This is a genomic window from Mesorhizobium sp. M7A.F.Ce.TU.012.03.2.1 (assembly GCF_004006095.1).
Lineage (GTDB): Bacteria > Pseudomonadota > Alphaproteobacteria > Rhizobiales > Rhizobiaceae > Mesorhizobium.
In genome coordinates this window covers 1447216-1474110 of the sequence record NZ_CP034779.1, presented here as the reverse complement: position 1 = coordinate 1474110, position 26895 = coordinate 1447216, and the positions used below count along the sequence as shown (strand labels likewise).

General features: G+C 64.6%; 24 protein-coding genes and 1 pseudogene. 15 read left to right on the top strand and 10 right to left on the bottom strand.

The window, feature by feature from the left end; all coding sequences use genetic code 11:
• Window positions 1-81: 81 nt before the first annotated feature.
• Window positions 82-267 (top strand): hypothetical protein, encoded by a 186-nt coding sequence (locus tag EJ079_RS33190; RefSeq protein WP_164781829.1) that lies wholly within the window; start codon window positions 82-84, stop codon window positions 265-267.
• A 56-nt stretch (window positions 268-323) separates the two neighbouring features.
• Here the strand turns inward: EJ079_RS33190 and EJ079_RS07160 are convergent, their stop codons facing one another.
• From EJ079_RS07160 to EJ079_RS07145, 4 genes are all read right to left on the bottom strand, one after another.
• Window positions 324-1115 carry an ATP-binding cassette domain-containing protein gene (locus tag EJ079_RS07160; protein WP_127808561.1) on the bottom strand — a complete coding sequence of 264 codons (792 nt, stop codon included), beginning with the start codon at window positions 1113-1115 and terminating at the stop codon, window positions 324-326.
• A gap of 10 nt (window positions 1116-1125) precedes the next feature.
• On the bottom strand, window positions 1126-1902 hold the full coding sequence (locus EJ079_RS07155) for an ABC transporter permease subunit (protein ID WP_127808559.1): 777 nt from the start codon (window positions 1900-1902) through the stop codon (window positions 1126-1128).
• The gene (gene ssuD, locus EJ079_RS07150; RefSeq protein WP_164873927.1) at window positions 1899-3062 is read right to left on the bottom strand and encodes an FMNH2-dependent alkanesulfonate monooxygenase; all 1164 of its coding nucleotides are present in this window, start codon (window positions 3060-3062) and stop codon (window positions 1899-1901) included. The genes EJ079_RS07155 and ssuD overlap by 4 nt, the downstream gene beginning before the upstream one ends.
• A gap of 91 nt (window positions 3063-3153) precedes the next feature.
• On the bottom strand, window positions 3154-4107 hold the full coding sequence (locus EJ079_RS07145; protein ID WP_127808557.1) for a sulfonate ABC transporter substrate-binding protein: 954 nt from the start codon (window positions 4105-4107) through the stop codon (window positions 3154-3156).
• 284 nt (window positions 4108-4391) lie between these two features.
• Here EJ079_RS07145 and EJ079_RS07140 point away from each other — a divergent pair.
• Window positions 4392-4678 (top strand): annotated as a pseudogene (locus tag EJ079_RS07140) (GIY-YIG nuclease family protein).
• A gap of 150 nt (window positions 4679-4828) precedes the next feature.
• On the opposite strand, the gene EJ079_RS07135 reads toward EJ079_RS07140, so the two are convergent.
• The 4 genes from EJ079_RS07135 to tauA form a co-directional block, all read right to left on the bottom strand.
• A complete protein-coding gene (locus EJ079_RS07135) occupies window positions 4829-5014 on the bottom strand; it encodes a hypothetical protein (RefSeq protein WP_127269227.1) in 186 nt (61 codons plus the stop codon).
• 31 nt (window positions 5015-5045) lie between these two features.
• The gene (locus tag EJ079_RS07130) at window positions 5046-5906 is read right to left on the bottom strand and encodes an ABC transporter permease subunit (protein WP_127808555.1); all 861 of its coding nucleotides are present in this window, start codon (window positions 5904-5906) and stop codon (window positions 5046-5048) included.
• Window positions 5903-6712, bottom strand: a complete 810-nt coding sequence (locus EJ079_RS07125) for a taurine ABC transporter ATP-binding protein (protein ID WP_127399179.1) — start codon at window positions 6710-6712, stop codon at window positions 5903-5905. Before EJ079_RS07125 ends, EJ079_RS07130 begins: the two co-directional genes overlap by 4 nt.
• A gap of 162 nt (window positions 6713-6874) precedes the next feature.
• The gene (gene tauA, locus EJ079_RS07120) at window positions 6875-7888 is read right to left on the bottom strand and encodes a taurine ABC transporter substrate-binding protein (RefSeq protein ID WP_127808553.1); all 1014 of its coding nucleotides are present in this window, start codon (window positions 7886-7888) and stop codon (window positions 6875-6877) included.
• A 694-nt stretch (window positions 7889-8582) separates the two neighbouring features.
• On the opposite strand from tauA, the gene EJ079_RS07115 reads away from it, so the two are divergent.
• The 9 genes from EJ079_RS07115 to EJ079_RS07065 all read left to right on the top strand — a co-directional run bounded on the left by EJ079_RS07115 (window position 8583) and on the right by EJ079_RS07065 (window position 20330).
• The gene (locus EJ079_RS07115) at window positions 8583-9059 is read left to right on the top strand and encodes an Rrf2 family transcriptional regulator (RefSeq protein WP_127398778.1); all 477 of its coding nucleotides are present in this window, start codon (window positions 8583-8585) and stop codon (window positions 9057-9059) included.
• A 31-nt stretch (window positions 9060-9090) separates the two neighbouring features.
• Window positions 9091-10425, top strand: a complete 1335-nt coding sequence (locus EJ079_RS07110; protein WP_127808551.1) for an FAD/NAD(P)-binding protein — start codon at window positions 9091-9093, stop codon at window positions 10423-10425.
• Between the two features lie 412 nt (window positions 10426-10837).
• Window positions 10838-12259, top strand: a complete 1422-nt coding sequence (locus EJ079_RS07105; protein WP_127808550.1) for a pyridoxal-phosphate dependent enzyme — start codon at window positions 10838-10840, stop codon at window positions 12257-12259.
• On the top strand, window positions 12256-13437 hold the full coding sequence (locus tag EJ079_RS07100) for a PLP-dependent aspartate aminotransferase family protein (RefSeq protein ID WP_127808548.1): 1182 nt from the start codon (window positions 12256-12258) through the stop codon (window positions 13435-13437). Before EJ079_RS07105 ends, EJ079_RS07100 begins: the two co-directional genes overlap by 4 nt.
• A 245-nt stretch (window positions 13438-13682) precedes the next feature.
• A complete protein-coding gene (locus EJ079_RS07095; RefSeq protein ID WP_127808546.1) occupies window positions 13683-14654 on the top strand; it encodes a GlxA family transcriptional regulator in 972 nt (323 codons plus the stop codon).
• 320 nt (window positions 14655-14974) lie between these two features.
• Window positions 14975-16279 (top strand): Xaa-Pro peptidase family protein, encoded by a 1305-nt coding sequence (locus tag EJ079_RS07085; protein WP_127808544.1) that lies wholly within the window; start codon window positions 14975-14977, stop codon window positions 16277-16279.
• Between the two features lie 328 nt (window positions 16280-16607).
• The gene (locus EJ079_RS07075) at window positions 16608-17288 is read left to right on the top strand and encodes an isochorismatase family protein (protein ID WP_127808540.1); all 681 of its coding nucleotides are present in this window, start codon (window positions 16608-16610) and stop codon (window positions 17286-17288) included.
• A complete protein-coding gene (locus EJ079_RS07070) occupies window positions 17285-18241 on the top strand; it encodes an alpha/beta hydrolase (RefSeq protein ID WP_127808538.1) in 957 nt (318 codons plus the stop codon). Before EJ079_RS07075 ends, EJ079_RS07070 begins: the two co-directional genes overlap by 4 nt.
• Window positions 18242-18689: 448 nt before the next feature.
• Window positions 18690-20330 carry an ABC transporter substrate-binding protein gene (locus EJ079_RS07065; protein WP_127808536.1) on the top strand — a complete coding sequence of 547 codons (1641 nt, stop codon included), beginning with the start codon at window positions 18690-18692 and terminating at the stop codon, window positions 20328-20330.
• A 212-nt stretch (window positions 20331-20542) separates the two neighbouring features.
• On the opposite strand, the gene EJ079_RS33185 is transcribed toward EJ079_RS07065, so the two are convergent.
• Window positions 20543-21055, bottom strand: coding sequence for a hypothetical protein (locus EJ079_RS33185; protein WP_164873743.1), 513 nt, complete (start codon window positions 21053-21055; stop codon window positions 20543-20545).
• A 289-nt stretch (window positions 21056-21344) separates the two neighbouring features.
• Here EJ079_RS33185 and EJ079_RS07050 point away from each other — a divergent pair, with 289 nt between their 5' ends.
• Window positions 21345-22412, top strand: coding sequence for a cyclic nucleotide-gated potassium channel (locus EJ079_RS07050; RefSeq protein ID WP_127808534.1), 1068 nt, complete (start codon window positions 21345-21347; stop codon window positions 22410-22412).
• Between the two features lie 121 nt (window positions 22413-22533).
• On the opposite strand, the gene lepA is transcribed toward EJ079_RS07050, so the two are convergent.
• On the bottom strand, window positions 22534-24339 hold the full coding sequence (lepA, locus tag EJ079_RS07045; RefSeq protein ID WP_127808532.1) for a translation elongation factor 4: 1806 nt from the start codon (window positions 24337-24339) through the stop codon (window positions 22534-22536).
• Between the two features lie 273 nt (window positions 24340-24612).
• Here lepA and EJ079_RS07040 point away from each other — a divergent pair, with 273 nt between their 5' ends.
• The 3 genes from EJ079_RS07040 to EJ079_RS07030 all read left to right on the top strand — a co-directional run bounded on the left by EJ079_RS07040 (window position 24613) and on the right by EJ079_RS07030 (window position 26885).
• Window positions 24613-25665 carry a TadE/TadG family type IV pilus assembly protein gene (locus EJ079_RS07040; protein WP_127398809.1) on the top strand — a complete coding sequence of 351 codons (1053 nt, stop codon included), beginning with the start codon at window positions 24613-24615 and terminating at the stop codon, window positions 25663-25665.
• 147 nt (window positions 25666-25812) lie between these two features.
• Window positions 25813-26505, top strand: a complete 693-nt coding sequence (locus EJ079_RS07035) for a DUF1223 domain-containing protein (protein WP_127808530.1) — start codon at window positions 25813-25815, stop codon at window positions 26503-26505.
• Window positions 26506-26606: 101 nt separating this feature from the next.
• Window positions 26607-26885, top strand: a complete 279-nt coding sequence (locus tag EJ079_RS07030; protein WP_127808528.1) for a hypothetical protein — start codon at window positions 26607-26609, stop codon at window positions 26883-26885.
• Window positions 26886-26895 lie beyond the last annotated feature (10 nt).

The window sequence follows — 26895 nt, the reverse complement described above, 5'->3', positions numbered from 1 at the left end:
GCATGGTCGGGCCACTTCCTTCGGCTCTTTTATCGCTGCCCCGATGCTCCAACCAATCGACTTCGAAAGCGAGATCCGGCAATGAGGCTGACCAAAAATCTTCTGGCGTTGATTGCCCTTGCCATCGGCGCGCTGTGGTCGCTGCAAGGCGTCGGCGTGGTCGGCGGCAGCTTCATGACCGGCCAGTCGCAATGGCTGTATATCGGTGTCGTCACCATGCTGGTCGGGCTGGGGGGATTGGTGTGGGCGAACCGTTCTCGAGGGTGAGCTTCGAAGAAAGGTCGACCCCCACTCCGCCAATTGCGGCGCCGCCCCCAACAAACCTACCCGAACAGCCGATCCAGGATCTTGCCCTCCAGCCGGGCCAACTCCACCGAACCGCGCCGGCGCGGCCGTTCGACCGGGACATCCAGATCAAGCGCGATCCGGCCTTCGCTGATCACCACGACCCGATCGGCCAGCGCCACTGCCTCGGCGACATCATGCGTGACCAGCACGGCGGTGAACTTCTGCGCGAGCCAGATTCGTTCCAGAAGCTGCTGCATCTCGATGCGGGTCAGGGCGTCGAGTGCGCCGAGCGGCTCGTCGAGAGCCAGGATCTGCGGGTGGCCGACCAGCGCGCGGGCCAACGCCACGCGCTGCTTCTGACCTCCCGACAGCACCGAAGGCCATTCGTCGGAACGGTCGGCAAGCCCGACCTCGCCTAGAATGTCGAGCGCGCGTTGCCTTGCCTCCGCGCCGGAAGCAATCCCGGTCAGCCCGACCTCGACGTTTTTCACCACGCTGGCCCAAGGCAGGAGCCGTGGCTCCTGGAACATGAAGCGCGTGCGGCTGTGTCCTTCCTCTTCGACGCCGAATGTCAGCGATCCCGATGTCGGCCGGTCGAGCCCGGCCAGAAGCCGCAAAAGCGTGCTCTTGCCGCAGCCGCTCTTGCCGATGACGGCAAGGAACTGTCCGGCCGGCACGTCCAGGTCGATGCCGTCGAGCACGGTCTTGTCGCCGAAGCGCTTGCCGGCTTGCCTGAAGGCAAAGGCCCGCTGCCCTTCGACGGAGCCGATCGGCCGCACCGGCGTGGCGACGAAGGAACGGGGTGCGGTCAGGCTGGCGGCGGTCATGGGCAATCTCTCATCCGTTCTGGAAGGCCGGATGCCAGCCGAGCGACAGCCGCTCGAGCAGGCGGGCGAGGCTGTCGGCGAGCTTGCCGAGCAGCGCGTAGATCAGGATCGACAGCACGACGACGTCGATCAGCAGGAATTCGCGCGCCTGCATGGCCATGTAGCCGAGGCCCGAGCTGGCCGAGATGGTTTCGGCGACGATCAGCGTCAGCCACATGATGCCCAGGGCATAGCGCAGGCCGACGAAGATCGCCGGCAGCGCACCGGGCAGGATGACGCGGAAGAACAGGGCGCGCCGGTCCATGCCGTAGACGCGGCCCATCTCGACCAGTTGCGGGTCGACGCTCTGGATGCCGAGCAGCGTGTTGACGTAGATCGGAAAGAACACGCCGAGCGCCACCAGGAACAGTTTGGCTTCCTCGTCGATGCCGAACCACAGGATGACCAGCGGGATCAGCGCCAGGTGCGGGATGTTGCGGATCATCTGCAGCGTCGTGTCGGTCAGGCCGCGGCTGAGCGTCGACAGCCCGTTGGCAAGGCCAAGCGCAAAGCCGATCGAGCCGCCGATGGCGAAGCCGGCAAGGGCGCGCGCGGTCGAAACGCCGATGTTGCGGACCAGTTCGCCCGACAGCGTCAGCCGCCAGAAGGCCTCGGCGACCGCACTTGGCGCCGGCAGCACGTTGGCGGGCATGACGCCCGCGCGGCTGGCAATCTCCCAGCCGGCAATAACCAGCGCCGGGAGCAACCAGCCGATGGCATTGCCATGCAGGCGCGTGGCAAAGCTCATGACGAAGCCTGCAGGCGGTTGGCGCCATGGAAGCCGACCGAGAATTCGTTGGCGATGTTCTCATGCGCCCGCTGCCGCCTGGTGCCGAGCCCGAGTTTCGGGAACAGAAGCTCGGCGACGCGGTACGCTTCCTCGAGATGCGGATAGCCCGAGCCGATGATGGTATCGATGCCGATCGCCTGGTATTCGCGGATGCGCTCGGTGATCTGTTCCGGCGTGCCGACCAGCGCCGTGCCGGCGCCGCCGCGCACCAGCCCGACACCGGCCCACAGATTGGGCGAGACGACCAGCCTGTCACGGCGTCCGCCATGCAATTGCGCCATGCGGCGCTGGCCGACCGAATCCATCTGGTTGAGGAAGCGCGCCTGCGCATTTTCGATCTGGGCGTCGGTGACATGGCTGATCAGCCGGTCGGCGGCGCGCCAGGCTTCGTCCTCGGTCTCACGGACGATGAAATGCAGCCTGATGCCGAAGCGCAGTTTTCTGCCGCGCAGTGCCGCTTTTGCGCGCGCCGCCGCCAGCTTCTGGGCAACCTGCGCCGGCGGTTCGCCCCAGGTCAGATACATGTCGACGAGGTCGGCGGCGAGGTCCTGGCCTGCGTCCGACGACCCACCGAAATAGAGCGGCGGCCGCTCCTGGTGCGGCAGAAGGTCGAGGCGGCCATTCTCGACGCGGTAATATTTGCCGTCGAAATTGACCCGCTCGCCGGACACCAGGCCGCGCCAGATGGTCAGGAACTCATGCGCCTGGGCATAGCGCTCGTCATGCGGCAGGAAGACGCCGTCGCCGGCGAGCTCGGTCGGGTTGCCGCCGACCACGACATTGAGCAGCAGGCGGCCATTGCTCAAGCGATCGAGGGCGGCGGTCTGGCGCGCGGCGAAAGTCGGCAGCGTGACGCCCGGCCGCAGCGCAACGAGAAACTTCAGCTTTTCGGTCAGCGTCGCGAGACCTGTCGCGGTGATCCAGGAATCTTCGCAGTTCTGACCCGTGGGCAGCAGCACGCCGGGAAAGCCGAGCCGGTCGACCGCTTGCGCGATCTCCTTGAAGTAGCCGAATTCGGGCGGTCGCTGCTGCTCCTCGGAACCGAGATAGGAACCGTCGCCATGCGTCGGGATGAACCAGAAGAAATCGAGCGGTGCGGTGCTGGCAGGCGCGGTCATGTCTGGCACAGTCACGGGCGGATCTCCTGTAGATATGGGTGCAAACGCAAATGGCGCCGGGCGTACTCACCCGGCGCCGTCAGGGGACAAGTTAGTTGCCGGGTGCCGTCCACACCGCGTCGGAGATGCGGACCGCTTTCGGGATCAGCCCGAGCTTGTAGAAGCGGTCGGCGGTGGCCTGCTGGCCGGCGATGATCTCGTCGGTGATCGGAAAGATGCCGAACTTGGTGCGGTTGGCGGCGATGATCTGCGCGTCGAGCGGCACACCGGTCACCTCATGCAGCGCCGCGGCCACCTTGTCGCGGTTCTGGTCGGCCCATTTCGCCGCCTCGCCAAGGGCCGATATCGTCGTTGTGATGGTTTCGGGGTGCGCCTTGGCGAAATCCTTGTTGGCGAGGAAATAGGTGTTGACCTTGAGCACCTCGCTGGAGCGGGCCAGCACACGCGGCAGGTAGCGGGTTTCGGCGATGGCGAAGAACGGATCCCAAACGCTCCAGGCATCGATCTGGTCGCTGGCGAAGGCTGCGGCCGCATCCGCCGGGCTGAGATAGACCGGCGTGATCTGGTCGAAGGCAATGCCAGCCTTTTCCAGTGCGGCGACAAGCAGATTATGCGCGCTGGTGCCCTTGCCGACACCGACGCGCTTGCCCTTGAGATCGGCGACGGACTGGATCGGCGACGCCGGCTTGACGAAGATCGCCTCGCCCTCGCCGTTCGACGGCAGCGCTGCCGCATAGATGATGTTGGCGCCGGCCGACTGGCCGAAGATCGGCGGTGCGTCGCCGGTCCAGCCGACATCGATGGCGCCGACATTGAGCGCCTCCACGAGCGGCGGACCGGCGGTGAACTCGACCCATTTGACCGTCACGCCCTTGTCTTCAAGGGCCTTTTCGATCACCTGCTGCTGCCTGGCGATCACCGGCAGGCCGGTCTTCTGATAGCCGATGCTGAGCTGCTTCAGGTCCTGCGCTGTGGCGCCGGATGACACGGCAACCGTCGCCGCCAGCAGGCCGATGCCGAAAACACGTCTCGTTAGATTGAACATTGATCCCTCTCCTTCGCTGCGGATCGGCGCCGGAAATGGCCTCGCCGGTTGGAAGATGGATCAGGCTAGGTAGTTCTATAAAGTTAGTAGAGGAATGATTTTGCGAGTTCGTTGCGAACGGCGGAAATATTTTCTGCAGCGACCCTTCCTTCGTCATCCTAGGGCGGAGCAAGGAGCGAAGCGACGCGGCGCAGACCCTAGGATCCATGCCGTGACGTTTGCCTTAGAACGCTACGGATCAGAATGGCGCTTGTCCGCGCACCGAGGCTTGTTACCCTGAAACCATGACCGGCTACGTCTACATGACCGCGAGTCAGAAGCGCGGTACGATCTACATCGGCGTCACCAACGATCTCGGCCGCCGCATGCCGGAGCACAAATCCGGTGAGGGCTCGCGCTTCACCAGTCGCTACGGCGTGCAACGCCTTGTCTGGTACGAGGAGTATTTCGACATCACCGATGCCATCCAGCGCGAGAAGTCACTGAAGCGCTGGCCACGTCAATGGAAGATCGATTGATCGAAAAAGCCAATCCAGAGTGGTTCGAGCTCTTTCGTGGAACCGGCTGGTAGGCGCTCGGTTTCTTTCACCGCCGGAGCATAACATCACCGTCGCGGCATGGATCCTAGGGTCTGCGCGCGTCGCTTCGCTCCTTGCTTCGCCCTAGGATGACGAAACCAGGGTTAGGCCGTCTTCGTGACATGAATCGTGCGCCACCCCCTTCACTGCGACCAATACTGCCAGGCCCAGTAAAAACTCTCGTCGCGTGGCGGCAGGCGGTCGCGCTCGGCGTCCCAGCGGACCGGCGTTGGCGATTTCGGTTGCTGTTCTGGCGGCTGGCTTTCCCTGGTCCAGGCGAGAAGCCAGTTACCGGCTTGGGCGAACAGCACGGCGGTGGAATGGGTCATCGTCATTCTCTCCTGCTCCTCTGGGCTCGGATCATTCGCGTCCCGCCCACGGGACGAGCACGCGCTCGATCCTGCGGATGGTGAATTCGAGCACGAAGGCGATGGCCGCGATCACCAATATGCCCATCACCACCACGTCGGTGACGAGGAACTGGGCGGCCGACTGGATCATGAAGCCAAGCCCGCGTGTCGCCGCCACCAGTTCGGCCGCCACCAGCGTCGACCAGCCGGCGCCGAGCGCGATGCGCAGACCGGTCAGGATCGACGGCAACGCGCTGGGCAGGATGACGTGGCGGACCACTTGGCGCTGGGTAGCGCCCAGCGAGCGCGCCGCGTTGATGCGTTCCTGCGAGACGCCGCGAACGCCGGACGCGGTCGACAGCGCCACCGGCGCCAGCATGGCAATGGCGATCACCAGGATCTTCGACGGCTCGCCGATGCCGAACCAGATGATGACCAGCGGCAGGTAGGCGAGCGGCGGGATCGGCCGCAGGAATTCCAGCAGCGGATCGAAGATGCCGCGCCCGATGGTGCTGATGCCGATGGCGAGACCAACCGGCACGCCAATGGCAAGGGCGGCGACCAGCGCGGCGAATACCCGGCCCAGGCTGGCGACGGCATGCTGCAGCAGCGTAGCATCGACGAAGCCGTCACGGGCGACGGTGATGAACTTGTTCCACACGGCGGCAGGCGATGGCAGAAACACTGGCGACACCAGTTGCAGGCGGGCCGACAGCGCCCACAGCGCCAGCACCATCAGGATGGTCACCGCGCTGACCGCGCGCGCCGAAACGCCTTTGCGTTTCGGGCTGGGCCGCGACCACGGCACCGACAGGCCATCGGCCTCGTCGATCTTGTGTCCCGCCCGCTCGGTGTAGGAGGTAACGGTCATGCCGCCTCTCCTTCGAAGATCGCGTCGGTCAATTCGCCACGCGCCACCGCAAAAGCCGGATCGGCCTTGATGGTGCGGATGGCTTCGCCCGATGCGTAGCGCCTGGAGAAGCCGGGTTCAAAAGTCCGCACCACGCGGCCGGGACCGGGCGCCAGCACGACGATGCGGGTGGCCAGCACCAGCGCCTCCTCGATGCCGTGCGTCACCATCAGCACGCCGACCTCGCTTGCCGTCCACAAATCGAGCAGCGTCGTCTGCATGCGCTCGCGCGTCAGCGCATCGAGCGCGCCGAGCGGTTCGTCGAGCAGCAGGAATTCCGGTTCGGCGGCGAGCGCCCGGGCCAGGCCGACACGCTGCCGCATGCCGCCGGAAAGCTCCCAGATGCGCTTGTCGCCGGCGTCGGTGAGCTTCACCAGCGCCAGCAACTCATCGGCGCGCTGGGCCCGCTCTGCGGGCCTGACGCCGCGCAGCCTGAGCGCGAAGGCGACGTTTTCGCGCGCCGTCAGCCATGGGAACAGCGCGTCGTTCTGGAACACCACCGCCCGGTCCGAACCAGGTGCTGTGATCGGCTTGCCGTTGATGGAGGCGCGCCCGGGTGCCGGCGCGACAAGGCCGGCGGCGACGTTGAGCAGCGAGGTCTTGCCGCAGCCGGACCGGCCGACCAGCACGACGAAATCGCCCTTGGCGACATCGATCGACACAAGCTCGACGGCAGGCTCCGCCTGGCCGTCATAGTGGATCGAGACCTTGTCCAGTACGAGATGGGGGTCCAGTACGAGATGGGGGTCGAGCACGAGATGCGGCATGGATGCCTCGCAATTTCGTTGAAATCCGACGGCCCCGGCGCTCGTCAGCGGTTCCGGGGCAGTCAGCACGCGGCGTCAGGGAAGAAGCGCGCGGGCCGGGTTCAGAGCAATTCCAGGAAAAGTGTGAAGCGGTTTTCCGTCCGGAATTGCGTTGAGCGAGTACTAGTTCGAGGCAAGCGCCTCTGTGACGTATTTCGACGACACGTATTTCGAATAGTCCGGCAGCACGGCGTCGATCTTGCCTTGCTCCTTGAGGAAGGCGGATGTCGCTTCCACCGCCTTGACCGTGCCGCCGCCGAGGAATTTGTCGGAGGCCTGCTCTTCCAGCGTCGGGAAGACATAGCCCTTGAGCAGCTGCGGCACTTCTTCCAGCTTGGCGCCGGTGAGTTTGGCGATCGCGGCCGCCTGCGGCGACGACACCGACCACGCGTCGGGCTTGGCCAGGAACTCGGCATAGGCGGCGCCCGTCACCTTGACGAAGTCGCGCACCGCTTCCGGGTTCTTTTCGGCGAAGTCGGTGCGCACGATCCAGGCGTCGAAGGTTGGCGCGCCCCAGGCGGCGACCTGCGAGGAATCCACCACCACCTTGCCCGTCGTCTTGATCTGGCCGAGCGCCGGATCCCAGACATAAGCCGCGTCGATGTCGCCACGCGAGAAAGCGGCGGCGATTTCCGGTGGCCTGAGATTGAGGATCACGACCGACTTCGGATCCACGCCCTCATGCTTCAACGCGGCGAGCAGGCTGTAATGCGTCGTCGAGACGAACGGCACGGCGACCTTCTTGCCGGCGAGGTCGGCGACTTTCTCGATGCCGGCGCCGTTGCGCGCCACCAGCGCCTCGGATTCGCCGATCAGGCCGACTATAAAGATGGTCTGGATCGGCAATTCGCGGCTAGCCGCCGCCGCCAGCGGGCTCGAGCCGACATAGCCGATATCGACCGAGCCGGAAGCGACTGCGGCGATGACATCGGCGCCGGAATCGAATTTGCGCCAGTCGATTACTGCCTTCGTCTCCTTTTCATAGGCGCCGTCGGCCTGCGGCACTTTCGAAGGCTCGACCACCGTTTGATAGCCGATGGTGATTTTGAGGTCGTCGGCATGGGCCGGGCCGAGGAAGGCCGCGCCGGCAAGCGCCGCCGACGAGAGGAGAACAATGCGTCGCGAAATGGTGAACATGAAGGGCTCCTGAAAAGAGAAAAATCGGAATGCCCCATGATAGTCCGCTAATTCTATTAGGTTTGTAGAGTTAAATCCTTCCAACCGAGACGGGCTTGTTAGAAAAAAGCTGTCGGTGACGGAGCACCCGAGCGCATATGGCGGCTGCAACCGCCATCATCGCCCCGATGACAAATCGCATACGAACAAGAATGGCGCTCCGCGAGCCTCCCGGCTTCGTCATCCTATGGTCTGCGCGACGGAGCTTCGCTCCTGCTCCGCCCGTGAATGACGAAGTTAGGTACGCTTCGGTACTCAACTCTGTGCCGTTCACGCACGAATGATAGGTTCTTACCCAGGCCAATATCAGGCAAATCCATACCTCAAACAACGGCCCATTTAGAAAACCTATCCCGCGTGTTCGAGGGTAAGTATAGTAATCTTATCGACATTGAGACTGGAGGCGACGATGAGCAGTCACCATATCGCGACGATCGCGCCCTCAAAGTCGTGCGCTTTTGTGTCCCTGTGGGCACAAAGGCTGGCCAAAGTGGCCGGCGCGGCTTGAAAACAAAGCAAAATCAGCAGTTCTCGGCTTGTACATCATGTCACTAGAATTTATGTGTCATGCGGGCTTGGACGCGGCGGCAACGCCCGCCAGGCGTTTTGCAACCGATGGTTCCATGCCGTCGCATGCCAGAGAAATTTTGATTTCATGCTCACGAAAAAGGGTAAGTACGGCCTCAAGGCGCTTGTCCACCTCGCGCGATTGCCGGCCGGACAGCTCGCCTTCGTCAACGACATTGCCACCGGCAACAACATCCCGAAGAAATTTCTCGACGCCATCCTGGGCGAGTTGCGCAACGCCGGCTTCGTCCAGAGCCGCAAGGGCAAGGATGGCGGCTACCGCCTGGCGCGCGCTGCCGACGAAATCAAGGTCGGCCATGTCGTGCGCGTCCTCGACGGTCCGCTGGCGCCGATCCCCTGCGCCAGCCGCACCCAGTACCAGCGCTGTGAAGATTGCAACGAGGCGACATGCCAAGTCCGATATCTGATGCTCGAGGTCCGGCAGGCGATCGCCGAGGTGCTCGATCAGCGCAGCCTCGCCGAAATGCGCGATATCTCTCTCGACGACCCGCCGGTTGCGAGGGACATCGGCGATCTGCCGCTCGCGGTGAAGGTCCAGGCCTGACACTGGCGTTGCGCAGAGCGAAGGCACGCCTATGACCGGGCGCGCCAACTCCATCATCATTGTCGGCGGCGGCGCCAGCGGCGTCGTGCTGGCCGCACATCTCCTGAAGTCGCCCAATCCCGACCTGCGCGTCACGCTGATCGAAAGGCGCCCGCATTTCGGCCAGGGCATCGCCTATTCGACGCTGCTGTCGGCGCATGTCTTGAATGTCAGTGCCGCCGGCATGAGCGCCTATGCCGACGATCCCGGCAATTTCTGGCGCTGGCTGCAGGAGCGCGGCCTGGCAACGGCCGAGCAGGCGCCCTTCTATGCGCCGCGCAGCATCTATGCCCGTTACCTCGGCGAGTTGCTCGACGAGCTGCAGGCGCGCGAAAAGCAGACCGGGCGGCTTCGGTTGATCCGCGAGGAAAGCCTCTCGATCACGCCCACCGCATCCGGTGTCGAAGTGGCGCTGGCCAACGGCACCAGCGTCGTTGCGCATCTCGCCGTGCTGGCCACCGGCCACGACGAGGAGCCGGCGCAAGGCCATGCCATCAGGATGGGATCGGAAGCCGATACAGCACTTCCGACCGACGCCGGCGTCATGGTGCTGGGCACCGGCCTGAGCATGGTCGATGCCTTCCTGGCGCTGGAACAGCGCGGCCATCGCGGCGACATCATAGCTGTGTCGCGGCGCGGCCTGTTGCCCTCGCCGCATCGCAAGGGCAATCCGATCAAGCTCGACGTCGCCGACATTCCGCTCGGCACGCAGCTCTCCTATTTCGTCGGCTGGTTCCGCGACCTGATCAAGGAAAACCAGAAGGCCGGCATCGACTGGCGCGACGTCGTCGACGGCCTGCGGCCGTTCAACCAGAAGATCTGGCAGAACTGGCCGGCTTCCGCCAAGCGCCGCTTCGTCGAGCACACCAAGGCCTGGTGGGACATCCACCGCCATCGCATGGCGCCCGAGGTCTACGCCCGTGTCACCGAAGCCGTGCAATCCGGCCGCATCCGCCTGGTCGCCGGCCGCGTCGTCGACATCGCGCGCAACGGCGAATTCACCGTCCAGGTCCAGTCGCGCCACACGCAGCGTCTCGAGACCTTCGAGGTCGCCCGCATCTACGATTGCTCTGGTATCGTCAGGGACATCTCGACCTCATCGAACAGCGTCGTGCGCTCGCTGGTCGACCGCGGCCTGGCACGGCCGGATCCGCTGCGCATCGGCCTCGATGTATCGGCCAAATGCGAGATCATCGCCGGCGACGGAACCATCTCGGCCAAGATCCTCGCCGTCGGCCCGCTGACGCGCGGCACCTTCTTCGAGATCGACGCCATTCCCGATATCCGCGTGCAGTGTGCGAGGCTGAGCAAGCAGCTGCTCGGCTGAGAGCTCCGCGCAAATCCCAACGCCGTCGTCATCCTAGGGCGGAGCAGGAGCGAAGCGACGTCGCGGAGACCCTAGGATCCATGCCGCGACCTGCGAGCTTTGCGGCGGTGCAAACCTGTCGATGCAGCCGGATGCTTCCAAATTAATTCTGCACCGCTGCATTCTTCGACCAATGTCACGGCATGGATCCTAGGGTCTACACTCCGCTTCGCGTCGCTTCGCCCTAGGATGACGAACGCGCGGAGGGTTCGCCTGACTTCGAAGCGACTCTCGCCAACGCAAACCCGGAATTTCATTCCACATCTGGCCGGTTGATTGGCACGATCTATCTTCTTTCCGACTGCAAAGGGCTGGAAAAGAGGATACGCTGCCGCCCTGCCTAGAGGCGGTCGCTTGGTCATGGAGCATCGATATGAGCGAGCATGAGATCGCCGCAGCCGACGAATTATCCCGCCTGCGTCCGCCCTACAAATCGGTGCTCGACCTGATCGGCCAGACGCCGGTTGTCGAGCTGACCAAATTCGATACCGGCAAATGCCGGCTGTTCATCAAGCTTGAAAGCCAGAACCCGGGCGGCTCGATCAAGGACCGTATCGCGCTGTCGATGATCGCCGCGGCTGAAAAGCATGGCAAGCTCCGGCGCGGCGGCACCATTGTCGAGGCGACCGCTGGCAATACCGGCCTCGGCCTTGCCCAGGTCGGCATCCCCAAGGGCTACCGCATCGTGCTGGTCGTGCCCGACAAGATGTCGCGCGAAAAGATCCAGCATCTGCGCGCGCTCGGCGCCGAGGTGCGCATGACGCGCTCCGATGTCGGCAAGGGCCATGCCGAATATTACCAGGACATGGCCGAGAAGATCGCTGCGGAAACGCCCGGCGCCTTCTATGCCAACCAGTTCGCCAACCCGGCCAATCCGCTGGCGCATGAGACCACCACCGGTCCGGAGATCTTTTCGCAGCTCGACGGTGACGTCGATGCGGTGGTCGTCGGCGTCGGCTCCGGCGGTACGCTGACCGGGCTTGGCCGCTACTTCGCCAAAGTGTCGCCGAAGACCGAAATGGTGCTGGCCGATCCGGTCGGCTCGGTGCTGGCGCCGCTGATCAAGACCGGCAAGATGGAAGAGGCCGGCAGCTGGACCGTCGAAGGCATCGGCGAGGATTTCGTGCCGCCCAACGCCGATCTGTCGCTGGTCAAGAAGGCCTATTCGATCCCCGACAAGCAGAGCATGCTGGCGGTGCGCGACCTCTTGTCGAAGGAAGGTATCCTCGCCGGCTCATCCTCGGGCACGCTTTTGTCCGCCGCGCTGCGCTATTGCCGCGAGCAGACGGTGCCCAAACGCGTCGTCACCTTCGTCTGCGACAGCGGCAACAAATACCTGTCGAAAGTGTTCGACGATTTCTGGCTGGCGGAGCAGGGGCTGGCCGAGCACGAGCAGCATGGCGATTTGCGCGACCTGGTGATGCGCTCGCACCGCACCGGCGACACCGTCTATGTCGGCCCGGACGAAAGCCTGCTCAACGCCTATGGCCGCATGCGCCGTTCCGATGTCTCGCAGCTGCCGGTGCTCGACAATGGCAAGCTCGTCGGCATCGTCGACGAAAGCGACATCCTGGCCAAGGTCGACGGCCCCTATGACGGCCGCTGGGAGCGCTTCAACGGCCCGGTGCGCACGGCGATGACCTCCAATCTGCACACGCTACAGGCCAGCCAGACGCTGGATGCGCTGCTGCCGGTGTTCGACCGCAACGAGGTCGCCATCATCTTCGACGGCGACGAGTTCGTCGGCCTGATTACCCGCATCGACCTGATCAACCATCTGAGGCGCGCACGATGACCGCTGAAACACCACCACCGGGCAAGAACCGTCTGGCTTTCTCGACGCGCACCATCCATGGCGGCCAGAGCCACGACCCGCTGACCGGCGCGGTGATGGTGCCGATCTACGCCACCTCGACCTTTGCCCAGCAGTCGCCCGGCGTGCACAAGGGCTTTGAATATGCCCGCAGCCAGAACCCGACGCGCTTTGCCTTCGAGCGCGCCGTGGCCGACCTCGAAAGCGGTTCGGCCGCCTTTGCCTTCGCGTCCGGCCTGGCGGCGATCGCCACCGTGCTGGAGTTGCTCGATTCCGGCGCCCACATCGTCGCCACCGACGACATCTATGGCGGCTCGTTCCGGCTGATGGAGCGGGTGCGCAAACGCTCGGCCAATCTGCAGGTCTCGTTCGTCGACTTCACCGACCTGGCCGCCGTGGAAGCCGCGATCCGGCCCGAGACGAAAATGCTGTGGGTCGAAACGCCGACCAACCCGCTGTTGCGCATCGTCGACCTCGAAGGCGTCGCGGCACTTGCCAGGCGCAAGGGGATTCTGACGGTCGCCGACAACACGTTCTGCAGCCCTTATATTCAACGCCCGCTGGAGCTCGGCATCGACATCGTGGTGCACTCGACGACCAAATATCTCAACGGCCATTCCGACATGGTCGGCGGCGTCGCCGTGGTCGGCGACAACAAGGATCTCGCCGCCCAGCTGAAATTCCTGCAGAACGCCATCGGCGCCATTTCGGGCCCGTTCGACAGCTTTCTGGCGCTGCGCGGGCTGAAGACGCTGGCGCTGCGCGTGGAGCGTCATTCCGCCAACGGGCTGAAGATTGCGCAGTGGCTGGAAGCGCGCCGCGACATCCGCCGCGTCATCTATCCCGGCCTCGCCAGCCACCCGCAGCACGCCGTCGCCGTCCAGCAGATGCACGCCTTCGGCGGCATGATCACGGCCGTGCTCGACCGCGACCTTGCCGGCACCAAAAAGTTCCTCGAACGCACGCAACTGTTCACGCTGGCCGAAAGCCTCGGCGGCGTGGAGAGCCTGATCGAGCATCCGGCACTGATGACGCATGGCTCCATTCCGGCGGAGAAACGGGCCGAGATCGGTATATCGGATTCGCTGGTAAGATTGTCGGCGGGGATCGAGGATGGAGATGATCTGATCGCGGATTTGGAGCAGGCGCTGGGGGGATAGACCCTCAAATCGCCAAAATCGGCGCCGCCCCTCATTGCCCTGCCGGGCATTTCTCCCCGTATAGCGACGGGAAGAAAGACGCTAACCGCGGCCGCCGGTGATTGGCGTAAGCGCCGATAACAGCGTCCCTCGCCCCGTTTACGGGGAGAGGATGCCGGCAGGCAGGTGAGGGGCGGCGCTGACGTTCCAGGTTCAAGCATCAGCCCAATTGACGCCGCACCCCATCTGCCCGAAGTCTAGCGCCCATGGCCACACACGCCCCACCCAAACCCACCGACACCCCTCTCACCTTCGCGGTGCTGGTCTTCCCCGGCTTTCCGATGATGGCGTTCAGCTCGGTCATTGAGCCACTGCGTGCCGTCAATGTCCTGGCGAAAAGAGAATGCTATCGCTGGATCATCGTCGGTGGCACGAAAGGCTCGGTCGAGGCCTCGAACGGCGTCGTCATCCAGCCGGGTTTTTACGCCGAGGATGCGCCGAAGGTCGATCGCATCGTCGTCTGCTCGGGCGGCGATGCCGATCATCTCGTCGCCGAGGACGCGGCACACTGGATCCGCAAGAGCCTGCGCAACGGCGCCCATATCGGCGCGGTGGCGGATGCGGCGTTCTTCCTCGCCCGCGCCGGCCTGCTCGACGGTCATGCCTGCACCTTGCACTGGACCAGCCAGGCCGCCTTCACCGAAGCCTTCCCCAACATCGAGCTCAGGCGTGACCTCTATGTCATCGACCGCAAGCGCTTCACCTCGGCCGGCGGCGTCGGCAGCCTCGACATGATGCTGGAGATCATCACCCGCGACTATGGTGCCGAGCTCGCCGCCGGCGTCGCCGAATGGTTCGTGCACAGCCAGTTGCGTTCCAGCATCGACCGCAAGATGATGCCGCTGCGGCTGCGCACCGGGGTCCAGAACGAGCTGGTGCTGTCGGCCATCGCCATCATGGAGGACGCGGTCGAGGAGCGGCTCGGCATGGCCGAGCTGACCGCAAAGCTCGGCGTGTCGACCGACAAGCTCGAACGCTCCTTCCGCTCCGAACTCGCCATCTCGCCCAATGGCTATTACCGGCGGCTGAGGCTGAAACGTGCCGCCGACCTGTTGGCGCATTCGACGCTCGCCGTGCGCGACGTGGCGCTGGCGTGTGGGTTTGCATCGATGTCGAGTTTTGCCCGGGCGTTTCGGGAAGAGCACGGGCATCCGCCGAAACTGGCGAGACGGCATTAGGGCGCTTGCTGACGGGTGAGACGTTGGCGGGACAGCGCCCCCCTCTGTCCTGCCGGACATCTCCCCCTCAAGGGGGGAGATCGGACTGCATCTCTGCTTTCGCTAATCTCAGATGTTGAAGAAAAGAACGGCGGCATCGAAACTGCCAATCTCCCCCCTTGAGGGGGAGATGCCCGGCAGGGCAGAGGGGGGCGCGAAGGATCGCGACGTAACCGATTAGCCAGCGGCATCCCGCACAACACACGCGGTTTTCCGCACAATTCTCCCGCCTCTCCTGCGCCATGCTCCGACCTCGCAACCCAGCCAAGGCCGTACCCCCAATGAGCATCGTCGTTTTCGACCCCGACAGCACGCAGGACGTGGACTTCAAGGACCGCATGCGCCACCCGGCCGCGGCCGATCCGGCCGGCGGCATGTGGCTGTCGGACACCGAGCCGTCCTTCATCGATGCCGATGCCCTGCGCAAGGGCCGGCTGGCCAAGCTGCGCGGCTGGATGCGCGACGCCGGCTATGGCGGCGTCGTGTTGTTCGACCCCTACAACCAGCGCTACGCCACCGGTTCGCGCAACATGTTCGGCTATTTCCTGCGCAACTCGACCCGCTATTTTTTCATCCCGACCGAAGGGCCGATCGTGCTGTTCGAATATCCGCAGAGCTATCATGTCTCGATGGTGCTCGACACGATCGACGAGGCGCGTCCTTCCAAGCTGGTCTGGTCGTCGGTCTCCGGCCGTGACGACGAGACCGCCGGGCCGTTCGCCGACGAGATCGCCGAGCTTCTGAAGCAGCATGGTGGCGGCTCGATGAAGCTCGGGCTCGACCGCTGCAGCCATCTGCAGGCGCTCGCCCTGGAAAAGCGCGGCTGCGAGGTTCGCGATTGCCAGGGCGAGATCCTGGCGGTGCGCGCGGTGAAGACGCCCGAGGAAGTCAAATGCCTGCAGGTGTCGATGGCCGGCGCCGAGGCCGCCGTCTATGCGGTGCGCGAGGCGATCAAGCCCGGCGTCTCCGAAAACGACCTGTTCGCCATCATGTATGGCGAGGTCATCCGCCAGGGCGGCGAGTTCATCGAGACGCGGCTGCTGACATCGGGCCAGCGTACCAATCCGTGGTTCAACGAGGCCAGCGGCCGCAAGATCCGGCCCGGCGAACTGCTGGCGCTCGATACCGACACGATCGGCTGCTACGGCTATTATTCGGATTTCTCGCGCACCTTCCGCTGCGGGCCGGGCAAGCCGACGCCCTACCAGAAGTCGCTCTACCGCATGGCGCACGACCAGGTTCAGCACAACATCTCGATCGTCAAACCCGGCATGGCGTTCCGCGAGATCGCCGAAAAGGCCTGGAATATCCCGGACCGTTTCGTCGACCAGCGCTACACCTCGGTCATGCACGGCGTCGGCATGCATGGCGAAACACCGTTCATCGCGCATGCCATGGATTACGAAACCTATGGCCGCGACGGCCATATCGTGCCAGGCATGGTGGTGAGCGTGGAAAGCTATATCGGCGAGAAAGGCGGCCGCGAGGGCGTCAAGCTGGAGGACGAGATCCTGATCACAGAGACGGGCACGGAGTTGCTGTCGCGCTTTCCCTATGAGGATGAGTTTCTGGAGACGCAGGTTTGATATCCGCAACCCGCCTCGGTGACATGACCTTCGTGGCTAGCGCGAACGCCCACCACTTCGTCATCCTAGGGCGGAGCAAGGAGCGCAGCGACGCGGCGCAGACCCTAGGATCCATGCCGCGACCTCTATGCACCGCAACGGTACAAGTTCTGCACCGCTGCACCATTCGATCAACGTCACGGCATGGATCCTCGGGTCTCCGCGACGGAGCTTCGCTCCTGCTCCGCCCGTGGATGACGAAGGTGGGGAGGCGCCGGCCAATCACCGCTGCTTGCGCCAGCTCGCTAAACAGAGCGGTGTCGCCCGCCCACAACCAAGGCGCATCGGCATGAAAACCCCCATCGCCATCAAACCCGGCACCGTGGCCGCGATCTTCATCGACCTGCAGGAAGAGCACCGGCAGGACAAGCGCTACCTCGTCGACGGCTATGACACGATCCTCGCCAACGTCCAGCGCCTGCAAGCGGCGGCGCGGCAAAACCATGTGCCGATCTACCACTGGGCCTACATCGTCGATCTCGACAGCCAGGACCGGCCGTTTCATCCGCTGGGTGAAGACGGCAAGTCGGCTTTTTCCGACAAGAGCGATCCGCTGACCGAGATCTGCCGTGAGGTGGCGCCGATCAACGGCGAGGCGCTGCTGATCAAGGCCGAGGCCAGCGCCTTCCGCACCGGGCCGGCGGCGCGCGACATCAAGTCTTCAGGCATCGACTGGCTGGTCATATCAGGCGTCTGGACCGAGGCCTGTATCGACGCGACGGTCAAGGATGCGGTGGCCAAAGGCTTTCGCGTGCTTCTGGTCAAGGATGCCTGCGGCAGCGGCAGCGCCGCCATGCACCAGACCGGCATCCTCAACCTCGCCAACCGGCTCTATGGCGGCGCCGTCACCGATACCAATGGCGCCTGCCGGCTGCTGGCCGGCGAGACCGTCACCGCCTGGCAGGTCGAAGGCTCGGTGCCGCTGCGCTTCTCCTTCGACAACGCGGCCGCGCTTTACGCCGATCTATGACGCGCGGCCCCTACGAAACACGGCTCGGCCCGGCCCTTTGGGCCTATATCGACGCCGTCAACGCCTGGTATCCGCCCGAAATCCTCGGCCTGCCGATCGACAAGCAGCGCGCCGTCTATGACCGTATGAGCCGCGCCTTCCACCAGGGCCGCCCGCCCGACGTGAAGGCCAGCGACGGCCTGATCGCCGCCGCCGGCCGCGACATCCCGATCCGCCGTTACCGGCTTGCGGGCAAGGCCGCCCAGGCGATGGTGATCTACTACCACGGCGGCGGCTTCATCCTCGGCGGGCTGGAAAGCCATGACGACATCTGCGCCGAGCTCTGCGCCGGCACCGGTTTCGACGTGCTGTCGGTCGACTACCGGCTGGCGCCGGAGCACGTCCACCCCGCAGCCTTCGACGATGCCGTCACCGCCTTCGAATGGGCGGCAGCGACATCAGGCCTGCCGCTGGTCCTGTGTGGCGAAAGCGCTGGCGGCAATCTCGCCGCCGCCGTGGCGCAGGCGACGCGCCGCCATATCAGAGCTGCGGTCGGGCAAGTGCTGATCTATCCCGAACTCGGTGGCGACGATACCGCCGGTTCCTATATCGAGCACGCCCACGCGCCGCTGCTGTCGGTGGCCGACATCGCCTTCTACCGCGACGTCCGCTCGGCCTGGCGGCAATCGCCCGACGACCCGACCTTCTCGCCGCTGCGCGACACCGATTTCTCCGGCCTGCCGCCGACGGTGATCGTCACGGCGCAATGCGATCCGCTGTCGTCGGATGGCGAGACCTACCGCGACCGCATTGTGGCCGCCGGCGGCAAGGCCTGGTGGCACGAGGAGCCGAGGCTGGTGCACAGCTTCCTGCGCGCCCGAACGTCGCTGCCGGCAGCGGCGGCGGCGTTTGCGCGGATTGTTGGTGCGGTCGGCGCGCTGGGCCGAGGTGAGTGGCCGACGGTGGAACGCTAATCTCCCCCCTTGAGGGGGAGATGTCGCCGAAGGCGACAGAGGGGGTCGTCGCGCGTAGAGCGCTAGCATCATCTTTTTTAAAGTAGGAGGTCGCGTCCCGTTTAAAGTAGGAGGTCGCGTCCCGTCGTGCCGACCCCCTCTGGCCTGCCGGCCATCTCCCCCTCAAGGAGGGAGATTGGCGCCGCGCCGTTGGCGCATCTGCTCGCAGCGCGGCTGCAAAGCATAAGCGCACTGCCGACTCCCCCTGCGGAACCCCGCACAATCACTGCGGAAAACCGAACACTCCCCAGCGTCACCCGGCCCTATCATTACCCTCAGGCATGGCGCCCCGGCGGTCGCGTCCGCCCCCGCGTCTGTCGATCGGCCGGGGCGATTTTTCTGTGCATGCCGTTGTCCCAAAACCGCTGGGCACTTTTGGGCGGCATGCATCAACAACAGGGGAACGACGATGAAATTCATGCTGACCGACCGCAAACTCCACCCGCAAGCCAAACCCGTCGCCGATGATTTCAGGACCGGCGGCATCAACCGCCGCGAATATCTGGCGCTCATGGCCGGCCTCGGTGTCAGTGCCGCCGGCGCGTTTGCGCTGGGCGGGCTCGCCCCCACCCCTGCCCGCGCGGCAGAACCGAAGAAGGGCGGCGTCCTGCGCGTCGCCATGAACGTCAAGGGCTTCAAGGACCCGCGCACCTTCGACGGCGTCGAAATGTCCAATGTCGCCCGCCACTGCAACGAATATCTGGTGCGCTGGAACACCGACTTCTCCTTCGAGCCCTGGCTGCTCGAAAGCTGGGAGGCGAGCGACGACGCCAGGACCCTCACCCTGCATGTGCGCAAGGGCATCTCCTGGTCGAACGGCGATGCCTTCAACGCCGACGACGTCATCCACAACCTCACCCGCTGGTGCGATGCCTCGGTGCCCGGCAATTCGGTCGCCGCGCGCATGGGCGCGTTGGTCAATGCCGACACCAAGAAGGTCGTCGACGGCGGCATCGCCAAGGTCGACGACTTCACAATCAAGCTCAATCTGCCCAAGTCAGACATCTCGCTGATCGCCGGCATGGCCGACTATCCGGCGCTGATCATGCACCGCTCCTATGAGGGCGATGGCGACCCCATGAAGGCGCTTGCCATCACCACCGGCCCCTGCGAGCTGGTCAGCTGGGATGCGGAGACGGGCGCCGAGGTGAAGCGCAAGGAAAAACCCTGGTGGAAGGGCGAATTCCATCTCGACGGCATCAAATGGGTCGACTACGGCTCCGACCCCAACGCCATGCTGTCGGCCTTCGAATCCGGCGAGATTGACACCGACCACGAGACCGCTTCCGACGCCGTCTCGCAGACCGAGCAGATGGGGCTGATGAATTCCGAGATCGCCACCGGCTCGACCATCGTCGCCCGCTTCAATGTCGCCAACGCGCCCTATGACGACGTCAAGGTGCGCCGCGCCGCCCAGCTCGCCGTCGACAATTCCGCCGTGCTGGCGCTCGGCCTCGGCGGCCGCGGCAAGCCCGCCGACAACCACCATGTCGGCCCCATGCACCCCGAATATGCCGATATCGGCCCGGCCAGGCGCGACGTCGAGCAGTCGAAGAAGCTGCTCGCCGAGGCCGGCAGGGCCGACCACGAATTCGAGCTCATCTCCGTCGACGTCGAATGGCAAAAGAGCACCGGCGACGCCATCGGCGCGCAGATGCGCGAGGCCGGCCTCAAGATCAAGCGCACCGTGCTGCCGGCCGCCACCTTCTGGAACGACTGGAGCAAATATCCCTTCTCCTGCACCGAATGGCTCGGCCGCCCGCTCGGCGTCCAGGTGCTGGCGCTGGCGTATAAATCGGGCGCCGCCTGGAACGAAAGCGCCTACGCCAACCCCGAATTCGACACGCTGCTCGACAAGGCGCTGGCGACGCCGGACGCCAAGGCGCGCAAGGAGATCATGGCCAAGATCGAGCAGATTCTGCGTGACTCAGGCATCATCATCCAACCCTACTGGCGCTCGGTCTACCGGACGTATCGCAAGGGTGTCGAAGGCTGCGAACAGCACCAGGCGCTGGAGCAGCATTTCGAGAAGGTTTGGATCGAGTCTTGAGGCGTCGGCGCCCCTTCAAGTGCGGCGCAGGCCGGTGGATCGCTGCGATCATGTGCGGGTTGGAAATGGCCGGCGCGAATGCCGGTGAGGCAGTTGCCTGAGCCCGCGCCGGCCATTGGCGACCTGATAAGGGTCCGCCGCCCGGATTCTTTACCGCCCCGCTAATGCCCGATCAACCAGGCCGGACGTTTGGTACGGAAGCGGACAAAGGCTCACCGCGCCGGCCTCAGTAGCGTCCAGATCCAGCCAACAAAGGTCAGTACCAGGAACGGATAGCCGGCGGCGGGCAGCGGCGCCGACGTCGGCAGCAAGGGCGCGCCCCAGAGGATCATGCAAGCCGAGATGACAAACAGCACGGCAGCCACCAGCGCGGTGAGCCGCATCCACAGGGCGAAAGTCTTCGGCGCGCTGACCATGACCAGTGCCGCCGCCCACAGCGAGATGCCGCCGACATAGGAGGGCACGCTGGCCTCCAGTCCTGCCGCATTGCCCGCCAGCAGCAGGGTCTCGCCGGCGAGGAAGGTCAGGAAGCCGGCAGCTATGCAGTCATTGCCCAACCGCTGATATTTCATGGTCAGCAGGGCGGTCGCCACCACGAGTGCCACGCCGTCGATCGTCCAGAGCGTTTCGCGCAGCGGGGCGCTGGCGACGAAGGTGCCGGCTAGGCCGAAGGCACCGCCGATGGCGAGGCCGATCGCGGCGATGGTGTCTAAAGTGGTGCGCATTTGATGTCTCCCCAAGCTGGCTCGAGGATACCGCAGGACGGTGTCTGATCCAATGCTCGCCGATGGCGAGGCGCTCTCACCTGTTTGACTTCCCGACGCGGCTCCAGTGTCAGCCCGAAATCGACAAGGCGTGAAGGCAGAGACTGTCGAGAGAGCGGTCCGCAGCGCGTCCGCAGTTGACAAAGTCAGCCTTGCCCGAGAACCGATATCGGCGGATCGCAGCAAGCACCTTTACGCTTGCCTTGAAGGCAGCCTACTTTGGCAAATAGTAGCCGCTCGTGGGCACAGAATGTCGGTACTGCCTTTCCTGAGAATTTACGCGCCGCTCAACGCGGTGCTGGCTGCCCCTGGGCTTCTGGTGGTGGCTGCGCTCACGACACCGAACCTGTCCGGACGAAGCAGACTGGCTCTGACCGCACTGCTCGCGGTCATTTGGGGCGCCTATCTTCTGCAGATGGCCGCGACGCTGCTCAAGCACCGGGCGGGAGACCTTCGGGACAGGACGCCGGCAATCGCCATCGATGTGCTCGCGGTTTTGGTTCCACTCGCCGCATTTCTGCTCGGCGGCACGCCCGACTGGAGCCTCTACTGTGGTGTCTGGCTGGTGAAACCGCTGCGCGACTCGACCTTCTTCCCGGTGCTGGGCAGGGTGCTGGCCAACGAAGCGCGCAACCTGATCGGCGTCACCACGCTCTTCGGCGTCGTTCTGTTTGGTGTCGCACTCGCCGCCTATGTCATCGAGCGCGACATCCAACCGGAAAAGTTCGGCAGCATCCCCGAGGCAATGTGGTGGGCGGTGGTCACGCTGTCCACCACCGGCTATGGCGACCACATTCCGCAAACCTTCGCCGGCCGCGTCCTTGCCGGGGCGGTCATGATGACTGGCATCGGCATCTTCGCGCTCTGGGCCGGCATTCTTGCCTCCGGCTTCTATCAGGAAATCCGTCGCGAGGATTTCGTCCGCAATTGGCAATTGGTCGCCGGCGTGCCCTTGTTTGAGAAGCTCGGCCCGGCCGTGCTGGTCGAGATCGTGCGCGCGCTAAGACCTCGCAACTTGCCGGCGGGCGCCGTGATCTGCCGCAGTGGCGAGACCGGGGATCGGATGTTCTTCGTCGTGGAGGGGCGCGTCAGCGTCGCGACGCCGAACCCGGTGGAGCTTGGCCCTGGCTCCTTCTTTGGCGAGATGGCGCTGATCAGCGGCGAACCGCGTTCGGCGACCGTCAACGCCGCGACAGCGGTCTCCCTCCTGTCGCTGCACGCGGCGGATTTCCAGATGCTGTGTAGCAGCAGCCCGGAGATCGCGGAAATCATCCGCAAGACCGCGCTCGAGCGCCGCGGCGCGGCACCGATGGCTTGATCCCAATCGTGCAGCTCCACCGCCGCGCTGGCAGGGTGCGCGCTGCCTCCGGCAGCTCCCACCCGGACTTGTGCTCGCATCGACCAACCGGGTCGATGCGTTCGGCCGAAGGCCGAACCGCTTAGTCGCCCATCTTAAGCGCCTGGATAAACGCCTCCTGCGGAATATCCACCTTGCCGAACTGCCGCATCCGCTTCTTGCCTTCTTTCTGCTTGTCCAGCAGCTTGCGTTTGCGCGAGACGTCGCCGCCGTAGCATTTGGCGGTGACGTCCTTGCGCAGCGCCGAGATGGTTTCCCGCGCAATGACCTTGCCGCCGATGGCGGCCTGGATCGGAATCTTGAACAGATGGTTCGGGATCAGCTCCTTCAGCTTCTCGCACATCTGCCTTCCGCGCTTTTCCGCCGCCGTGCGGTGCACCAGCATGGAGAGCGCGTCGACCGGCTCCTCATTGACCAGGATCGACATTTTTACCAGGTCGCCCTCCTTGTAGTCGGTCAGGTGATAGTCGAAGGAGGCGTAGCCCTTGGAGATCGACTTCAGCCGGTCGTAGAAGTCGAAGACGACTTCGTTGAGCGGCAGATCGTAGATCAGCATGGCGCGCTTGCCGACATAGGAGAGGTCGGCCTGGATGCCGCGCCGGTCCTGGCAAAGTTTCAGGATGCCGCCGAGATAGTCGTCGGGCGTCAGGATGGTGGCGCGGATCCATGGCTCCTCGATCGCCGAGATCTTCACCACGTCGGGCATGTCGGCCGGGTTGTGCAATTCCTTCATCGAGCCGTCGGTCAGAGCCAGCCGGTAGACGACGCTCGGTGCCGTGGCGATCAGGTCGAGGTTGAACTCGCGCTCCAGCCGCTCCTGGATGATTTCCAGATGTAAGAGGCCAAGGAAGCCGCAGCGATAGCCGAAGCCGAGTGCGGCGCTGGTTTCCATTTCAAAGGAGAAGCTGGCGTCGTTGAGGCGCAGCTTGCCGACCGCGGCGCGCAGATCCTCGAAATCGGCGGCGTCGACCGGGAACAGGCCGCAGAACACCACCGGCTGCGCCGGCTTGAAGCCGGGCAGCGCCTTGGCGGTTGTGCGCTTGTCCTCGGTGATGGTGTCGCCGACGCGGGTGTCGGCCACTTCCTTGATCGAGCCGGTGAAGAAGCCGAACTCGCCGGGGCCGAGCTCGTCGACATTGATGCGGGCCGGCGTGAACACGCCGGTGCGCTCGACCAGGTGCTTGGCGCCGGTACCCATCATGCGGATGGTCTGGCCCTTTTTCAGCACGCCGTCGATGACGCGCACCAGCACGATGACGCCGAGATAGGCGTCATACCAGCTGTCGACCAGCATCGCCTTCAACGGCGCCGTGGCGTCGCCTTCGCGCGGCGGCGGCAATTGGTGGACGATGGCCTCCAGGACATCCGGAATGCCAAGGCCGGTCTTGGCCGAGATCAGCACGGCGTTGGAGGCGTCGATGCCGATCACCTCCTCGACCTGCTCGCGGATGCGCTCGGGCTCGGCGGCCGGCAGGTCGACCTTGTTCAGCACCACGACGATCTCGTGGTTGTTGTCGATCGCCTGGTAGACATTGGCCAGCGTCTGCGCCTCGACGCCCTGGGAGGCGTCGACGACCAGCAGCGAACCCTCGCAGGCGGCCAGCGAACGCGACACTTCATAGGCGAAGTCGACATGCCCGGGTGTGTCGATCAGGTTGAGGATATAGTCCTCGCCATTGTTGGCGTGGTACTTCAGCCGCACCGTCTGCGCCTTGATGGTGATGCCGCGCTCGCGCTCGATGTCCATCGAGTCCAGCACCTGCTCCTTCATGTCGCGCAGCTCCAGCCCGCCGGTCAGCTGGATCAGCCGGTCGGCAAGCGTGGATTTGCCATGGTCGATATGGGCGACGATGGAGAAATTGCGGATGTGGTCGAGGGGCGTGCTCATGGCGCGCGTTTAGCAGGGGTGGCTTGCCCGAGCAAGCGGCCGCCGCACATGTGGCGCGGCCCGTTGCCCGGCAAGCCGTACAGCCGTTGCCGGGAAAGCAGAGCAGGCGGCTGTCGAGGCAAGCGGCGGCCATTGCAGGGCAAGCGGCGCGGGCACTCGTCGCCTTTTCCCCCGGATTCCTCGAAAAATCGATAAATGTTAACCACGTGCGTTAGAGCATAATTTGTGATCGGCATGTTAGCGGAGGGAAATATCTCATGTAAGGACGAAGGCATGCGGGGGCTTGCAGGCAGTTTTATCGAGTCGCGGAGCGGCTCGTTCGCACCGATACTTGTTCTCGCCATGATACCGCTGATCACCGCGGTCGGCTTTTCCGTCGACTACACCTCCGCTGTCCAGACCAGGTCGACCGAGCAGGCGGCACTCGACGCCGCGATCCTGTCCATCACCACGATGGATACCACGTCGACGAAGCCGCAGCGCCAGGTGCTGCTCCAGGATACCTACAGAGAAAACGGCGGACAGGGCGCAGCGACGCTGAACAGCTTCGACGTCAGCGCCAACGGCACCGCCACCGCGCAGGCCTCGGCGAGTTTCGCCATGAAGACCGTGTTCATGCAGATCGCCAGGATCCCCACGGTGGCTATCGGCGTCAATTCGGCGGTGAACAAGGCGCCGGCTCTGGTGGAGGCGACCTTCAAGGTCACCGGCGTGTCGGGTTACTGGAACAAGACAATGACGCTCTACGGCACGATGTTCGGTGCCGCAGCGGGCAAGCCGCTGATGACGATCGATTACAAATACGGCGGCGGCACGGATCCCAAAGGTTACGGAACCACCACCGTCAGCAAGATCGACAGTCTGGGCGTCCCCACGGTGATCCAGACGCAGGTCTGCAAGGTCGGCAAAAACCCGCCCAACGGGGTGACGCTCAACACCGACCAGTCTGGCACGAAATATTACTGTGTCGACACAATGACTCCCGGCAACACCGCCGGTGCGTCAATCGACGTCAGCCAGATGGCCAGCCTCTATCTGCAGATGAACGTGCCATCGGGTAACCCGAAAAACCTCTATTCGAACGATCCGGCCACGTCCAACCGGCTCTATAGCTCGACAAGCGCGGACATCCCCCTGGCCGAAATGGCGACCGGCCAGATCGTTGATATCTTTGGCCTCGTGCCTTGTGGCTCGACAGGCTACCAAGCCTGGGAAGACGGCGGCAACCCGGTCCCGGCACCCGTCAGCAACGCCGACTTCTTCTACAACGTCACCGGCAAGTGCGACTTCAACAAGCGGCCCAACAACACGCGGCTGACGCAGTAGATGCTGCTCTTCTTGCCTTCTCCCCTTGCGGGAGAAGGAAGAACGCTAGCGATTACAAACCGGTGAGCGCTGTAACGAAGGCGCCGACAGCGGCGAAGTGGGGATATCAGCGGTGCATTCAGGCGCCGCCGCCCACGGAGCAAGCCGATGTCCCGCAAGTTCGTCACAGTGTCCAGCCTCTCAGCGCTTGCGCTGGCGGCGTCGCTCGGTGCGGCCGCCGCCCAGCCGCTCAGCGTGGTCGAGCTGTTCACCAGCCAGGGCTGCTCGTCCTGCCCGCCGGCCAACGCCAATCTGATCAGGGTCAAGGACCAGCCCGGCGTGCTGGCGCTGTCGTTCAACGTCACCTACTGGGACTATCTCGGCTGGAAGGACATTTTCGGAAAACAGGAATTCACCCGGCGCCAGGTCAATTACGAGCCGGCGCTCGGTCATGACGGGCCGTTCACGCCGCAAGTGGTGGTCAACGGCCATGCCGATGTCGTCGGCGCCGCACCTGGCGAGATCGAAAAGCTGATCTCGGTGAGCGGCCGGACGAGCGGCCCGGCATTGTCGCTCGATGGCGGCAAGATCAGCATCGGCGCCGGCGCCGTACCTGGCGGCCACGCCGATGTCTGGCTGGTGCACTATGCCAAGGGCGTCGTCGAGGTGCCGGTGTCGCGCGGCGAAAACACCGGCCGCACCTTGCCGCACGCCAATGTCGTGCACGCGCTCGAAAAACTCGGCGGCTGGACCGGCGCGGCCACGACGTATCCGCTGCCCGCCGCATCCGGCGGCCTGAGCACCGCCGTGCTCGTGCAGTCGCCCGGTGGCGGACCGATCCTGGCCGCCGCGACAAACTAGATCACGCTTCAACAAGAGATTGCGCAACGCCGCATGGAGCGGCGCCGCATAGCACGGCCGCCAAGAGGGCGCGCCTTGACGACCAACCCAAGGAGATCATCATGACCATTTCCCGCCTGACGCTGCCGGCGCTCGCTCTCGCTTTGTGCTCGACGGCGCTGTTTGCCGGCGGCATCGCTCGCGCCGACGACGCGACCAACGCGATGAAGCCGGCTGCAGATGCCATGAAACCGGCCGCGGATGCGATGAAGCCTGCAAACGATGCAATGAAGCCGGCCGATCCGATGGAAACCAATTCCATGAAGCCGGCCGCCGACGCCATGAAGCCGGCGACGGATGCGATGAAACCGGCAACGGATGCGATGGCTCCGGCCAACTAGTTCTGCCGCG